General features: G+C 42.8%; 10 protein-coding genes. 5 read left to right on the forward strand and 5 right to left on the reverse strand.

Features of this window, described 5'->3' with window-relative positions; translation table 11 throughout:
• Window positions 1–32: 32 nt before the first annotated feature.
• The 4 genes from F988_RS01235 (at window position 33) to F988_RS01250 (ending at window position 4,403) form a co-directional block, all read left to right on the forward strand.
• Window positions 33–1,850, forward strand: a complete 1,818-nt coding sequence (locus F988_RS01235) for a cation:proton antiporter domain-containing protein (protein ID WP_004680666.1) — start codon at window positions 33–35, stop codon at window positions 1,848–1,850.
• A 118-nt stretch (window positions 1,851–1,968) separates the two neighbouring features.
• Window positions 1,969–2,844, forward strand: a complete 876-nt coding sequence (gene hslO, locus F988_RS01240; protein ID WP_004680667.1) for an Hsp33 family molecular chaperone HslO — start codon at window positions 1,969–1,971, stop codon at window positions 2,842–2,844.
• A 255-nt stretch (window positions 2,845–3,099) separates the two neighbouring features.
• Window positions 3,100–4,065 carry a DnaJ C-terminal domain-containing protein gene (locus F988_RS01245; RefSeq protein WP_004680668.1) on the forward strand — a complete coding sequence of 322 codons (966 nt, stop codon included), beginning with the start codon at window positions 3,100–3,102 and terminating at the stop codon, window positions 4,063–4,065.
• Between the two features lie 11 nt (window positions 4,066–4,076).
• Window positions 4,077–4,403: a chaperone modulator CbpM gene (locus F988_RS01250; RefSeq protein WP_004680669.1), complete on the forward strand. Its 327-nt coding sequence runs from the start codon at window positions 4,077–4,079 to the stop codon at window positions 4,401–4,403.
• Window positions 4,404–4,465: 62 nt separating this feature from the next.
• Here F988_RS01250 and F988_RS01255 read toward each other — a convergent pair whose 3' ends face one another.
• The 4 genes from F988_RS01255 to rpsO form a co-directional block, all read right to left on the reverse strand.
• The gene (locus F988_RS01255) at window positions 4,466–7,465 is read right to left on the reverse strand and encodes a hypothetical protein (protein ID WP_004680670.1); all 3,000 of its coding nucleotides are present in this window, start codon (window positions 7,463–7,465) and stop codon (window positions 4,466–4,468) included.
• Between the two features lie 237 nt (window positions 7,466–7,702).
• Window positions 7,703–8,926: a magnesium transporter CorA family protein gene (locus F988_RS01260; RefSeq protein WP_010589390.1), complete on the reverse strand. Its 1,224-nt coding sequence runs from the start codon at window positions 8,924–8,926 to the stop codon at window positions 7,703–7,705.
• An 86-nt stretch (window positions 8,927–9,012) separates the two neighbouring features.
• Complete coding sequence (pnp, locus tag F988_RS01265) at window positions 9,013–11,100, reverse strand: polyribonucleotide nucleotidyltransferase (RefSeq protein WP_171062016.1); 2,088 nt, start codon at window positions 11,098–11,100, stop codon at window positions 9,013–9,015.
• A 269-nt stretch (window positions 11,101–11,369) separates the two neighbouring features.
• Complete coding sequence (gene rpsO / locus F988_RS01270) at window positions 11,370–11,639, reverse strand: 30S ribosomal protein S15 (protein WP_004637724.1); 270 nt, start codon at window positions 11,637–11,639, stop codon at window positions 11,370–11,372.
• 237 nt (window positions 11,640–11,876) lie between these two features.
• Between rpsO and F988_RS01275 the strand changes: the two genes are divergently transcribed.
• A complete protein-coding gene (locus F988_RS01275) occupies window positions 11,877–13,175 on the forward strand; it encodes a serine hydrolase domain-containing protein (protein ID WP_004680673.1) in 1,299 nt (432 codons plus the stop codon).
• A gap of 719 nt (window positions 13,176–13,894) precedes the next feature.
• On the opposite strand, the gene recD is transcribed toward F988_RS01275, so the two are convergent.
• Window positions 13,895–15,598: an exodeoxyribonuclease V subunit alpha gene (gene recD / locus F988_RS01280; RefSeq protein ID WP_378251354.1), complete on the reverse strand. Its 1,704-nt coding sequence runs from the start codon at window positions 15,596–15,598 to the stop codon at window positions 13,895–13,897.
• Window positions 15,599–15,601 lie beyond the last annotated feature (3 nt).

Consider the following 15,601-nt stretch of genomic DNA (forward strand, 5'->3'; position numbering starts at 1 on the left):
AATATGAGAAACATAAAAATTTGAGGCATTAGATGTCCTTACTGCTACAAATCATTTTATTATTGCTTGCGACCTTAATCTTTGCACCATTGGCAAAACGCTATGCCTCAACCTCTATTTTGGGTTATCTAATCGTAGGGCTATTGCTGGGTTCTGGTGTTTTTAATCTGATTCATGATGCAGGGCTAATCAGTCAAATGACTGACTTGGGCATGATCATGTTGATGTTGTTTCTGGGCTTTGCCTTTAAACCGCAACAACTCTGGGTACAGCGCCATAGTCTGATGATCAATAGTGGATTGCCACTGTTACTTAGCATTATTTTCTTGGTCAGTGCCAGTTTTTTCATCCTACAGGATTTTCTAAAAAGTATGATTCTGGGCTTTGCACTTGCCCTGTCATGCATCACCCTTGTACAGCAACTGCTTCAAAATAAAATACAAATCAACAGTAAATTGGGGCAGACTGCACTATCCAGCCTACAGTTACACAGCTTGTTTGCAGTGGTTCTGATTGGCTTGTTTCCCCTACTGGAAGACACCGCATCAACCCAGCATGGAATCGCCTATTTCGCTGCGATTATTGCTACCATTTCAGGCTTGTTTCTCGCAAGCCGTTATCTGGTTCGTCCTGCCTTTCGCTTTTTGGCACATCGCCATAGTATTGAGCTGATTCCAGTTCTGGGATTATTGATTGTTCTCTCAGTGGTTTTAATCATAGATATTCTGAATATCCATGTACTGATTGGCGCTTTTCTGGCAGGCATCTTACTGGCAGAGACTGAGTTTAAGGTAGAGGTTGAACGGATTATTTCCCCTTTTAGAGATGCGGCAATCGGGTTGTTGTTCCTTGCCATAGGACTGGGACTTTCCCTGGCTCCCCTGCTACAGTCACCTTTATTCATTCTGGGTTGCATTCTTGGATTGTTGCTGATTAAAACCGTTGTGATTGCGGCATGCAGTTATTATCAGCACCGTTCTACCAAGTTCAGCCTTGGACTGTCCATCCTGCTGACACAAAGCGGTGAAGTGTCTTTTATTCTGCTAAAAATCGCAGAAACCGAACAGTTACTCAACAAAGAGATTTTGCAACCGACCTTGCTGATCATATTTGGCTCGATGCTGCTCACCCCACTGCTGTATTGGCTAATGAATGCCAAAATCTTACCCCTGATACAGAAAAAAACGCCTGCACCTATTCAGGATGTGCCACAGCATCCCATTCTGATCGTGGGCTTTGGGCGTTTTGGACAAGTCGTTGCACGCGCCTTACATGCGCAAGGCAGGCAGTTCAGTGTGATGGACAGCAACCAGCCCGATGCCGACTTTATTGAACAATATGGACACCATTTTCTGGATGCCGATGTCACCCAAGTCGAAAATCTGCGTGCGGCAGGTATTGAATATTGCAAGTTGCTGATTGTTGCCATTGATGATGTTGAGGACAGCATGAACCTGGTTCGTCATCTTCGTTTAAATTATCCAGACCTGAGCTTGCTGGTACGTGCGCGTGACCGTCATCATGCCCATTTACTGCATGATTTGGGCATTCAGCATGTTTGGCGTGAAACCTATTTATCTTCTGTGGATATGGCCCAACAGGCACTGATTGAAACTGGATGTTCAACTGCGGATGCACAGGTACAAATCAGCCAGTTCCAGCAGCAGGATCAACAGTTGCTGAATCAGTCGCTCTGGTCTCATGATCAGTATGCAACAATGGACCATTATCCCAATGCACTAGCTGAACTTGAGTATTTATTTGAAAACATAAAAATTATTTCTCCAGAATGCTTGCCTGATGATCAGGTGACACAAACTGCTGCAAAATCGCCGCATGAAACATCTTGAGTTTTGGTAAAGCGCCACCATTATTGACTGCATACCGCCATTCACCCACTTGTGAAGTCTTTCAAACTTGGCAAGTCAAAGCGTTGTTTGTGCGCTGTACGGAATACTGGAGAAAAAGATGTCTGATTTACGCCAACGCTTTTATATTGAAGACTGCCCTGTTCGCGGTGAGGTGGTTCATTTGGAAGAAACGCTGCAAACCATTCTGGCACAACGTGAATATATGCCTGCGGTGCAAAGCCTGCTGGGTGAAATGCTCAGTGCCACCGCCTTACTGGCAAGCACGCTTAAAATCCGTGGCCGTATCAGCCTGCAAATTCAAGCCAATGGCACATTCAAGTGGGCAATGGCGGAATGCAACCACTTGGGTGAAGTGCGCGCACTGGCGGATTATGAAGATGACCCAAGATTCGTAGAGGGGTCGGATAGCCGTACTGTACTTGCATCACTGAGCAGTCCTGTTCTATTTATCAATATCGAACCTGAGCATGGCGAACGCTATCAGGGGATTGTACCACTGGATCAACCGACACTGGCAGGTTGCCTGATGCAGTATTATGACCTGTCTGCACAGATTCCAACACATATTGTTCTGGCAACCAACAGTAAACGTTCGGGTGGCTTACTGATTCAGTTGCTTCCGCGCAATAATGAGGAAGAACAAAAACTGGTGGATGAGGACTTATGGCCACGTCTGACCATGCTGACTGAAACACTAAAACCAGAAGAGCTAACCGACCTACCAGCCAATGAAATTCTCTATCGTTTGTATAACGAGGAAGAGGTACGTTTACCTGATGTTGAGCAATTAAAGTTCGGTTGTACCTGTTCAAAGGAACGCTGTGCCAATGCGCTGATCCAGATTGGGGTGGATGCGGTACACGAAACGCTGGAAGCACAGAATCCAATTCAGATGGATTGCCAGTTCTGTAATGCACGCTATGAATTTACCGCCGAAGAGGCTTTGGCCTTATTTGGTGAACATTTGAGTTAATTGATTTTTCTCATAAAAAAAGACGGGCTGCCGTCTTTTTTTATTTTACGTTAAGGTCTACTGGATAAGGCATTTATCCAAAACTCTATCTCAGTTAAAGTTATAGCCCAATGGATATCATGATCGGTGTCAGCCAAGCCAAAGTGCTGGCATTTTTTCCAAAACAACAAAACAAGTCTTATACAATCCAGCCTATTGAAATCTTGGCAATTCGCTTCATAATAAAAGAAACATCTCATTATTATATTTAAGATCATGGCAAAAAATTATTATGAAGAGCTCGGTGTTTCAAGAGATGCCTCAGCAGACGAAATCAAAAAAGCATATCGTAAACTGGCAAAGAAATATCATCCAGATATTAGTAAAGAGGCAGATGCTGAAGCCAAAATGCAGGCGATTAATGTCGCCTACGATACCTTGGGTGATGCCACTAAAAAGGCTGAATATGACCAGATGCTGGATCATCCGCAGGGTTTTGCTGGCTTTGGTCAGGGTGCTGGCGGATTTGGTCAGGGCACGGGTGGATTCGATGGTTCCCAGTTCTATCGCCAAAGTTCAGACGATGGGGGTGCAGACTTTAGTGGCTTTGAGGATTTATTTGGTCGATTTGGCTCAGGTTTTGGTGGTGGGCAGCAGCGTTCGCAACGCCAGCAACGCAGTTACAAGGGCGAAGACCAGCATGCCAGCATTCAAGTTGACTTAGATATTGCCTATCACGGTTCAACCCAACAGATTACCTTGCAAATTCCAACTTATAACGTCTATGGTGAGCCTGAAGTACAGCGGAAAACCTTGCAGGTTAAGATTCCAAAAGGAATGAAAGAAGGTCAGCAAATTCGCTTAAATGGTCAAGGGCAAAGTGGTATTAATGGCGGTGAAAATGGTGATCTTTATATTGAAATCCAATATAAAGATACCGATCGTATTCGTATTGAAGGGGCTGATGTCTATCAAACTATTGATGTAACTCCGTGGGAAGCAGCTCTAGGACAAAGCATTGAAGTCAATACTCCCGCAGGGCAACTCAAAGTCAACTTACCTAAAAATGCCAAAAATGGACAACAATTACGTCTCAAAGATAAAGGAATACCAAATAAAACCGCAGGGCATTTATATCTAATTATTAATATTGTTTTACCACCAGCACACAGTGAACAAGAACAACAGGCTTATCAACAGTTTGCCGAAGCCTTCTCCACTTTCCGACCTCGTGCCTCATAAGGAGCAAGATCATGACAACTATTCAATACAAAGAAATTCAATATGACGGTCACTGCCAAGTTGAAATTATTGATGAACAATTGGCACTTGATCTCGAACACTTTGCAGAAGCATGTGGCCAAAGTACAGATTGGGTTTTAAAACTGATTGATTATGAAATTTTACAAATCCAAGTCGATCCACAAAGTTATCAGTTTATCGGTGAAGATGTCGCCCGAGCACGTCGAGCCTATCGTTTACAACGTGACTTTGATGCCAGCCTATCTGCGGTTGCGGTGATGCTGGACCTGATTGATGAAGTGCAGCAACTCCGCAGGCAATTAAAACATTTTCATTAATTGAAAAATAAAAACTGAAATATAAGCCATGATGCTTATATTTCAATCAATTTCAAGTCTGGTCATTTACTTAACTGATTGAACAGTGCTAATTTTTGAAAGGTTTGCATACTGGTTGCATTCACAATATCAATCGCTTCACGTTTCGGCGCATAGTCAAAAGGCAGTAAATAACCAGTTTTTGCCGCTGTATTTTGATAAAAATCGGTATTTTTAGTATTTAAAGGTAATAACACTAACGACTGTGACTGAGGGATAGCTTTGATTTGCTTCTGCTGATTATATACAGTTCCTGCCTGATCTTTAAAATACCGATATGCACCTAACGAATTGTTTGGGTTATAGGGTCGAGCAACCGAATGTAAACCCAAGATTGGTTTAGAGGTAGATTGATCATGTCCCGTCAATGGTAGATAAAGTACATTAAATTTTTTCCAAAGTTTATCATCAGGGCTGCTCGTATAAGGGAAGTTGAGCGAGTAATCCCAGTTGCCATCAGGTAAGAATGAGTTGCCTGATGAAAAGATAACTTTTTTCATTTCATCATTCAGCACCTGATAACGATCTTGTTTATCATCTTTTGAACTTGCCCAAAATGCCCATTTCGATTCTAAACTTGGTGCAATCCCTGAGTCTTTTGATATATACACACCATCGTTATGGTTTTTATCCACTGTTCCAAGCCATTGTGGCGTGGGTTGTACTACCCAGGCACGCCCATAAATTGTCTGATATGCACCGAACATTTGTATAAAGACCAAAGTCGCTTTGTCTTTTCCTTGATCCTGAGGATTAAAAATATATACAGGATACCATGGGGTTTGCATTGGGGTATTTTTATACAGACTCAAAGGATTTTGCCCTCTGTCTCGATAAGCCACAGATTGCATGACTTTGTTGCCGTACTTATCATCGTTATACGCTGAAATATCTGCCCAAATGGCCAACTCAGGCTCGCCATTCGCCTGGATACGGAGTGGCATATATCCCCCAGATCCCTCCGACCAGACTTTACCTTTTACAGGGTCTAACAATGTTCTCACATAATCATAATATTCAGGTGTTCCCAATTCTTCATACAATTTACCTTGATAAATATTGGCATTTTCCGCTGTCTTCGCAATCTTACCAAGCTGATCCAGCATCCAACCATTCAAGATATTCGAGTTCACATCTACACCAGCGGTCATTGATTGGATTATGATTTCATAAGCCTTATCTGCGGCATTGCTATAAAATTGACTGAACTTTTGACTGAGTTCAGATGAAACCTGACTCACAGGTAAAGTCGATAAGAAACTTAAATAACTATTTAAACGTCCAAGTTTTTCCAGCTCTATCATTAAAGTCTGTAAATTTTCATATCCCTCGAACGTCTGTTCTGTTTCGTCAGGAATTTTCAAATCTGGGCGTAACTGAGGGATGACCTCATCATAAGCACGTAATTCAAAATCATTGGTAAATGTACCTGGTACTCGTACATTATTACCATTGTCGTCTGCATTCAGCGCAAACAGTAACGGTTTTTGCTCCGCTTGTTTTTGTTGATCTCTTGCCTCATTTAAAGCATTCAGCTCTTTTTGAAACTGTTGATAGAGTGTTACAGAACTATTGAGTTGAGGTTGAGGTTGTCCCTGCTCTACTTTTGCTTGTGTTGTTTGTGCATCTTTTTCTGGATCTGTTTTTTTATAATATTTTTCCCATTCATCCAAACTCTTAAACAAATGGCTAGGGGGCTGTAATTCTTCTTTTGGCTTTTGAAGTTCAGTATCAGGAAATTTGATGTCTACCGTTTTTGGCAGTGTACTTGCTGTAGGAAGTACAATAGCCTTCCCTGCTTCTACACTTAGATTATTCATCCAATCTCCGAGTTCTTTTCTCCATCCAGAAATATCAATTGAATTACCAATTGAATCAGGTTCAGCTGTCACGGTGATGTTAATGTTTTTAAATATATCTGATTTTGCCTTTCTTAAAGATTCAGTAAACTCAGCGGAGACTCCACCTCCTGCGCCAATACCACTATAAGATATGGATAATCCACCTCCGTTATAATGCTCTGAATTACTACTGTTGCTACCAAAACTTAGTTTTCCCTCACCAATCGCACGATTCATCACTTCAACTTTTGTGACAAAAGAATCGCCATTCTGCTTATAAAATGTTTGTATCTCTTTAATAATGTGCTTACGCAATTCTCGCATATTGACCACTAACGTTTGACGAGTTTCAGCATCATTACATTGATTATATTGTGTTTGAAGTTGCGCAAAAATAGTCTGCATTTTTGAAAGCACTTGAATACTGCCATAGATGTTCCCTTTATCCAACGGTTTACCATCAATATTAACGGCTTTAATATAATGACATTTGCCTACACTCGCAGGTTCAACCACGGTATGTACTTTCTTTTCAAGCTCTTCTTCAGTCAGTGCTGTTCCAACTAAATATGCAGTAAAGTTATCACCACTATCATCCATACTCACAGTGCCGATTGTAATCGTCTTACCCGCACCCACTTGACGCATAATCGCAGAAACACTTCCTACCGTACTGGCTGTGGCATTCGCTTCGGCATGATGATATTTCGCTGCAACTTTAAAACCGAATCTTTTAATATTTGCAGAACCGCCAACCGACCATTGCTGATCTCTTAAACTACTGCTTGCACTACTCTTAATCTCAAAACTATCTGTTCTTGAAGACTGGGCATCATCGACAAACAAAAGATCGTCTTTTTTCAGTGCAGCCAAATTAAAAACCGAACGCATCACATAAGTCGCTTTCTGGGTATCAACTGGATAGCCAATATTGAGTGACTTAATATTCTCTGGTTTGGTTAGATCACGCACTCCTATGCTGTCCAAGCCAGTGTTTAAATAAATATTAAACTCACTTTCATCCATGTCTAAATATTCAGCCAGCATTGGGTATTGCGCCATCAACGATGAACCCGATGGGGTATGCTCATTCAAACTTGATTTATTTTGATCTTCATTTTTCAGTTCACATCCCATCAACGGCAGCAAAAGCAGCAATGTTATTGATAAACGGTATGACATTCTATTTCTCCCCCTTATATTTTAGACTTGAATTATAAATGATCATTTTTTGTAGCAACATCACTGAAATTTGGTATTTTTATTTACCTTTCAATAAAATAAAAATCATTAGAATCTCAAATAAACCTATAATTTTATTTAAAAAATAAAGCATAAACCTACAAATACAAAATATTAACGAAATAAAATTAAAGCTTAAAAAATAATAAACTTGGCTCAGTTCTATACAGCCATTGGTTACTTAAATTTAGTCATTTTCTCAACCTCCTTGAGGGTTTGCTTAATCGGTTCATAGTCCAGAAACCAGAGCAGGTTCAAGTTGCGTTGTTTATGCTGCTGCGCCAGCAGGTCAATCACACTACGCTCACCCCGCCCCACCAGATGTTGCTGATAGAAATAATACAGCAACAGCACTGTGCTTAATAACATCACCGCCAGCATGATCCAGAACCCGACAGGTGACTTTAATCCTGGAATAAACTCAAAGTTCATTCCATAAATTCCCGTCAGCAAGGTCAGGGGTGCGAATACGGCGGTGATGATCGCCAAAATCCGCATATTTTCATTGGTCTGATTCGCAATAGCCGAAAAGTGTAAATCAATGGCTGATTGAATGGCGTTTCTCAAGCGTAAAGTATGCTTTTGCACGCGTTCGACATGACTCATCAAATCATTTAAACGAACCAACAGAATATCTTGAGTTTTGTGTTTATGTTCTCCAACCACATGATGATAATTATCTACAAGCTCATCCCGAAACTCTTGCAAGGTTTCAATTTGCTCTTCACATAGATTTTCAATCTGCTGAAATGCCATATCTTCATGAAACAACTGATGCCATTGTTTAAATCGACGATTTCCTTGCAATAACTGTTGCTGCCAATATTCAACACGGCGTGTCAGTGGGGTACGCAGGTTTAGGTAGCCATCAATCATGCTGTTTAATAAACGAAGTGATAAATCAGCAGGTGTACTTGGTAATTTACGGGGTTTATTTTGTTCCTCAATCGCCCGCCCCATAATGGTCTGGATACGTTGAATATAGCTTTCCATCGCCTTATTGCCCTGCTCCCTTAAACTGACCAGGACATTCGGCGTGAGGATAAAACTCACTGGTGTGGTGGCCAGGCCAAAAACACTTTCATGGGATTCCAGTGGACTGTCACTTTCATAAATCTGGTCGTCTGGGCTAATCAGTTTGCGGAACACCAGCAGGTCATATTCCTCAACACTGTCGAAAGCACACGGATGTTCAATATTGAGTAGGTCGCGCAGATGAAACTCATTCAGAACCAGCCCTGTGTGTTCATAGACATTCTTCTGCCAGGATTCTGTATGGTTGACCAGATCCTGCCTTAAACTATCCACCCACAAAAATTCCAGCGTATATTCTGATTGTTCTTCCGCACTAATAAAAATCGCATCTTCACTGTTATGACGATAAAAATAATAAAGCTGCATAACCCTGATATTCATTTAAATCCTAAAAATATCATGCCATAAAAAAGCCCACACAAGGCGAGCTTTTTGTCAGTCGATTGCAGTGATTACGCTTGTTCGATGTCTTTCATGGTCAACTTGATACGACCACGGTTATCAACATCGGCAACCTGAACCTTAAGTTCCTGACCTTCTTTTAACACGTCAGTCACGTTGGCAATACGTTCATTTGAAATTTGCGAAATGTGAAGCAAACCGTCCGTACCTGGCAAGATATTCACGAATGCACCAAATTCAACGATACGAATCACTTTACCTGTATAGATTGTACCTGGCTCAACTTCAGCAGTCAGTGCCTGAATTTTTGCAATCGCAGCACGAGCAGCAGCTTTCGTTTCACCAAATACACGAACTGTGCCATTGTCTTCGATATCAATCGCAGCTTTGGTCTCTTCTGTAATGGCACGAATGGTAGCACCACCTTTACCAATCACATCACGAATCTTGTCTGGATTGATGTTAATCACCTCGAAAGTCGGTGCATTCGCACTGATTTCTGCACGAGCACGTGAAATGACTTTATTCATTTCATTTAGGATATGCATACGACCAGCAAAAGCTTGGTTTAATGCAACTTCCATAATTTCTTCAGTGATCCCTTCAATCTTGATGTCCATTTGAAGCGCAGTAATACCGTTTGCAGAACCTGCTACTTTAAAGTCCATATCACCCAGATGGTCTTCGTCACCCAGGATGTCTGAAAGTACTGCAAAACGCTCACCCTCTTTCACCAAGCCCATTGCGATACCCGCAACTGGTGCTTTAAGCGGAACACCCGCATCCATCAGTGCAAGCGAAGCACCACATACAGACGCCATAGAAGATGAACCATTTGATTCAGTAATGTCTGAAACCACACGTAACACATACGGGAAACGGTCAACTGGAGGAAGTACCGCCTGTACACCACGACGCGCCAAACGGCCATGACCGATTTCACGGCGTTTAGGACCAGATTCACGACCTGTTTCACCTACAGAGTATGCAGGAAAGTTATAATGCAACATGAAGTTGTCAGTTTTGGTACCAGCCAAGGTATCAACCATCAACGCATCACGTGTGTTACCCAGAGTTGCAGTCACAAGTGCCTGAGTTTCGCCACGGGTAAACAATGCTGAACCATGGGCACGGCCCAGCACGCCAACCTGAACGTCGATAGCACGAACAGTTTTTGTATCACGACCATCAATACGTGGCTTGCCAGACAAGATGTTGTCACGTACTGTGCGGTATTTAAGGTCTTCGAATAATTCGTTGACTTCGTCTGCAATGCCAGTTTCGTCATTTTCTGGAACGAACTGAGCTACAGCTTCTGCATACAACGCATCCAAAGCTGCATAACGGTCTTGTTTTACCGCAATGGTATATGCTTCAGAGATTTTCGCTTCGAAAGCTGCTTTTAATTGCTCAAGAAGCGCTTCATTTTTAGTTGGAGCAACCCACTCTGATTCTTTCGCACCAACAGCTGCAGCAAATTCTTTGATTGCTTGTACAGCAATTTGCATTTCGTCATGACCGAAAAGTACTGCGCCTAACATTTGGTCTTCTGAAAGTTCTTTCGCTTCAGATTCAACCATTAACACTGCTGACTCTGTACCTGCAACCACAAGATCAAGATCAGATTGTGCAAGTTGTTCTAACGTTGGGTTAAGAACATATTCACCATTGATCAAACCAACACGTGCGCCACCAATTGGACCACGGAAAGGTGTGCCTGCAATCGACAATGCAGCAGATGTACCCAACATTGCAGCAATATCAGCATCCATGGTTTTGTCAGAAGACACAACTGTTGCTGTGACTTGGATTTCGTTGAAATAACCTTCTGGGAACAATGGACGAATTGGACGGTCAATCAAACGAGAAATTAGAGTCTCTGCTTCAGAAGCACGGCCTTCACGCTTGCCATAACCACCAGGGATACGACCCGCCGCATATTGTTTTTCTTGATAATTCACAGTTAACGGGAAAAAGTCTTGACCCGCTTTTGCTTTTGGCTGAGCCACAACCGCAACAAGCACAGTTACACCACCCATTGTGATTAAAACTGAATTTGCTTGACGTGCAACACGACCCGTTTCTAAAACAACTTGGTGTTGACCAAATTGGAATTCTTTACGAACGATATTAAACATTGACATGTATTATATTTTCCTGATGTCTTTTAAAAAGTTATTCTAGTGAGACCCCTAAGGTTTGGCATTCAGACCACAACTGGCGTGTGGATAAATGACAAAGCTTAGAAGCCATCGCACCAGATCAAAATTTTTAAATAAATTTAAACACAAAGAAGGAGCGAACATGCGCCCCTTCTAAAAATCGCCTAACTTAAATCAGGCGAAACTTTGTTTTCAGCGTTAAGGCATTGCAACATGCGAAATACCGAAAATAAAGCCAAATCGAATTAACGACGTAAACCTAATGCGCCGATCAAAGCAACATAACGACCGTGATCTTTACCATTTAAATAGTCAAGTAGTTTACGACGCTGGTTTACCATACGAATCAAACCACGACGGCTGTGGTGGTCATGTTTGTGCTCTTTAAAGTGACCTTGCAAATCATTGATTTGAGCAGTCAACAAAGCAACCTGTACTTCTGGTGAACCTGTGTCGTTTTCAGCACGAGCAAATTTAGCGATGATCTCTGCGCGATCTGCGTTAGTTAAAGCCATTCGATTTCTCCGAGATGCTTAAAAAATAAAATGATAATGATCAGTTGCAAGCAACTGATTGCCGTGCATCACTACAGCAATTCGCCTATTTTAAGTGATCTATGGCTATATTGCAAAAATGTTTTTATTTCATCATTGGGACAATGACAATTGTCAGAAAAACAGGCAAACTATTTATCAATTCTGTTTTCAGTTTACAATAGAAATGAAAGAAAACGAAAAATTAGCGAGGGAATCGTGAAAATCTTATCCACCAATACCTGTTATGTGCCAGATGACCTCAATCAAGTCATTCGTTCCAAAGATGAAGTCGCGGCTGAATTGGGGGGCTTGACGGAAAAGCAGGTCCAGAAGATTTGGGATAGTGTTGAATGTCTTTATAAAACGGGGAACTATCCTTTAATTACCCTATGTCTACGCCGTCAGGGACAAATCCTGCTGAACCGTAGCATTGGCTACGCTCAGGGCAACACTCCCGATGGTCTGGGTGCTGATGCCAAGATCGGCACACCAGACACTCCCGTTTGCCTGTTCTCAGCCTCTAAAATGGTCACGGCCATGCTGGTACACATGCTGGATGAGCGTGGTGACCTGAACCTGCTGGATCCAATCAGCTATTACATTCCTGAATATGGGGTCAATGGCAAACGGCGTGCGACCCTGTTCCACCTGTTATCACATCGCGGTGGAATTCCACGGATCGACGGTGAGATCACCCCTGAGTTGCTGTTTGATGAGAAAGAGATTCTAAAACGCCTGTGCGCGGCCAAGCCAGTTTCACCATCAGGTACGCATCTTGCCTATCATGCCGTGACCGCAGGCTATATTCTGGGTGAGGTGATCAAGCGTGTCACAGGACAAAGCGTGCGTGAATATCTGGCTGAACATATTGAAAAGCCAATGGGTCTGGATTATTTCAACTATGGCCTAAAACCAGAGTACCGCGCAGATGTGGCAATGAACTACGCCACTGGCATGCATCCAGGTTTAGGTACGGATCGTTATTTAAAGCATGTGCTGGGTGCTGGGCTACAAACCGCTGTGGACATTACCAATGACACACGTTTCATGGACATCATCTGCCCTGCTGGCAACATCTACACCAGTGCAGAGCAGTCAGGACGTTTTTTTGAAATGTTGCTCAGTGGTGGTGAATATCAGGGCAAACAGATCATGAGTGCCAAAACCGTTTTCCGTTCGACCTTGCCGACCTCTGGCGTCAGTATCGACCGTAGTTTACTTGCGCCAATGCGTTATGCACTTGGCCCAATGCTGGGCAGCAACCCTGTCGGTCTGTTTGGGCCAATGACAGGACAGGCTTTTGGACATATTGGCTTCTCGAATATTTTATACTGGGCCGATCCAGAGCGTGATATCAGTGTGTCATTACTCACCACAGGAAAATCTGTAGTCGGTACCCACTTGCCTGCGCTGACAAAAATGTTGTACCAAATCTCAAATAACTGTCCAAAAATCCCGAAAAACCAGCGCCGCTCATTATTTGCCACTGACCGTAGTGAAAATGATCTGGTTTAATCAGTTGAAGAACAGCTACGCACAAAAAAGCCCAGATTTTCACCTGAGCCTTTGCGCGTAGTTTTTATTATTCTGGTTTTGATTTATTTTTATTGCTTGTTATTTTTCATTCAGACCCTCTGAACGCTTACCACAATCTTATGATTTTTACGTTTCCTTTGGTGATATCTTCTTTCCTCTGTACTTACCATTCTGTCGAAATTAATTATGAAGAAAAATAGGATTTCTCTCATCTCTTTGTAAGCAAAAACGTACGGTTCTTTATAACATTTAACTGAATAATCCAGAAAAGCTGTCAAACAACGATACCGTAGCTTTTAGATGTTGCCGTTATTTTTCACTAGATAAATGTGCATGGACAAGACATGCAACCGATCTGACGCAATGCTTGAACAAGTAGAGTTTAAACAATACTGGTTAAAATAAAACCAATATTTATCATGATTTTATTCATTTAATATGGATAAAAATAAAAAAGCCCTGTAGTCTCTCCCAAAACTACAAGGCTTAGCGGCTGTAAGTTTCCTCTTTTATCACTTACCTCACTGTAAGTTCGCTGTCTTTCAGACTTTCTTATTATCGTTTTGCGATTTATCTAGCTTTCCGTGCCAGATTCGTTGTGTTTCCATAATCTCAAAAACATTCGGCTTGCTCTAGCGACAATATCTCGAATCCTTGTAAGCTTTTTCTTACAAAACGGTGAATTTTAAAGAATAACTTTATAATCCAGCAAAATTGATCTTTTGTACTAAACCACTACGGCGAACTGTTCGAATTGTAAGCGCCTGTTGCAAGGTGCCTGAATCGGCCAGAATACTGACCACTTTTTTTGCGCGCGTCACTGCGGTATAAATCAGTTCCTGACTCAGTAACTTCTCTGCGGGGGCATCCAGAACAATCGCGGTATGGGTAAATTCAGAGCCCTGTGATTTGTGAATGGTGAGCGCAAATGCAGTTTGCATGTTACGAGGTAAGCGGTGTGCAGCAATCCATTTATCCAGACTTGGAAAATACACCTCAAACTGCTGAGATTGGCTTCTATGTTTAAAACAAATGCCAATGTCTCCATTGGAGATTCCAAGCTGATAGTCGTTGTAGGTCATCATCACGGGACGGCCCACATACCAGTCGCCCACCGCAATCTGTTTAAGCTGCTGATTGAGCCACTGTTCAGCATAACGGTTCAGTTGCTGCAATCCCAGTTGCCCATGTCGAACGGCGGTTAAAATTCGGTAATCATCAAATGCGTGTATCACCTGCTGGATATACGGTTCTGGTTCATCGCCCTGCACATAGTGTTGCAGTGCCTCAACATAGCCCTGAAACCCATACATCAGCTTTTGTTGATAGGGTTCAATTTCGAACTCACCATACTTGGGCAAATATTCCAGTTGAATAAAGTCTGACATGTCTTTGGATAATGCAATCGGTTGCAAGCTGCTAGGTGCAGCAATCTCCTGTTGCAGTCTGGTCAATACCTGAGCATGTTGTGTTGGCTGCTGCTGGGCCTGAATAAATCTTGCCAACTGTCCAATTTTTGCCTCACCCGCAAAACGGCGGCTTTTTTGCAACCGGACACGGTTTTCAGCCAAGCCCTGCACCTGCTGTAAGTCTGCAAGTACAGAACCCACATCCACAGAAGCCAGCTGATTGGCATCACCCAGTAAAATAATGCGGCAGTTTTCAGGCACCGCCTCAAACAACAGGGTTGCCAGATTCAAGTCCAGCATGGAGGCTTCATCCACCACTATCACATCATAGGGCAAAGGCTGCTTTTGATGAAAACGTGGGATCTGCCGATTGCCTATACCCAGCAAACGGTGCAGGGTCTGGGTGCTTTGGTGGCGCAGTTCATCGGTGACCAATCCCGACTCAAGCAGCTTGGGGTCATTCAATGAATGTTGCAAGGCCTCCTGCATACGCTGGGCTGCCTTGCCTGTCGGTGCCGCCATCGCAATGCGCAGGTCAGGAATCATCTGGTTCAGTACCGCGATAATACGAGCCAGCGTATAGGTTTTGCCTGTTCCTGGCCCCCCTGTAATGATACTCAACCATTGCTGCATCACCATTTTAAGGGCGGCCTGCTGATGTTCATCGCTGAGCAAGTGCTGATAAGGTGCTGTATCGAGCAACTGAATCGTTTGTCGCTTTAATCGACAAATCTGATCAGCTAGGCGTTGTTCCAGTTGCCAATATCGGTATAATGCCAAGCCCTGCTGATCGTGGACGCATGGGGCAACGTGAGTGCCTGCAACATCGCTGCAAACCACCAGATCGCCCAGCGCCTCAAGCTGTGCTGGATTTGCCTCAATACAACTGTCGCCTTGCAGGCTGGCCTCAATCAGTTGCTGTAGCATTTGCGCCGCGCCAACTGCCTGAGCTGATTGGGAAAATGGTGCCTGTGTGAGATAGCTACTCCACATCTC

The sequence above is a fragment of the Acinetobacter parvus DSM 16617 = CIP 108168 genome (assembly GCF_000368025.1).
Classification (GTDB): Bacteria; Pseudomonadota; Gammaproteobacteria; order Pseudomonadales; family Moraxellaceae; genus Acinetobacter; species Acinetobacter parvus.

Bases quoted from the DNA above. Each gene is read 5' to 3' on its own strand.
- F988_RS01235 (WP_004680666.1), top strand. From the start codon at position 33: ATGTCCTTACTGCTACAAATCATTTTATTATTGCTTGCGACCTTAATC.
- hslO (WP_004680667.1), top strand. From the start codon at position 1,969: ATGTCTGATTTACGCCAACGCTTTTATATTGAAGACTGCCCTGTTCGC.
- F988_RS01245 (WP_004680668.1), top strand. From the start codon at position 3,100: ATGGCAAAAAATTATTATGAAGAGCTCGGTGTTTCAAGAGATGCCTCA.
- F988_RS01250 (WP_004680669.1), top strand. From the start codon at position 4,077: ATGACAACTATTCAATACAAAGAAATTCAATATGACGGTCACTGCCAA.
- F988_RS01255 (WP_004680670.1), bottom strand. From the start codon at position 7,465: ATGTCATACCGTTTATCAATAACATTGCTGCTTTTGCTGCCGTTGATG.
- F988_RS01260 (WP_010589390.1), bottom strand. From the start codon at position 8,926: ATGCAGCTTTATTATTTTTATCGTCATAACAGTGAAGATGCGATTTTT.
- pnp (WP_171062016.1), bottom strand. From the start codon at position 11,100: ATGTTTAATATCGTTCGTAAAGAATTCCAATTTGGTCAACACCAAGTT.
- rpsO (WP_004637724.1), bottom strand. From the start codon at position 11,639: ATGGCTTTAACTAACGCAGATCGCGCAGAGATCATCGCTAAATTTGCT.
- recD (WP_378251354.1), bottom strand. From the start codon at position 15,598: ATGTGGAGTAGCTATCTCACACAGGCACCATTTTCCCAATCAGCTCAG.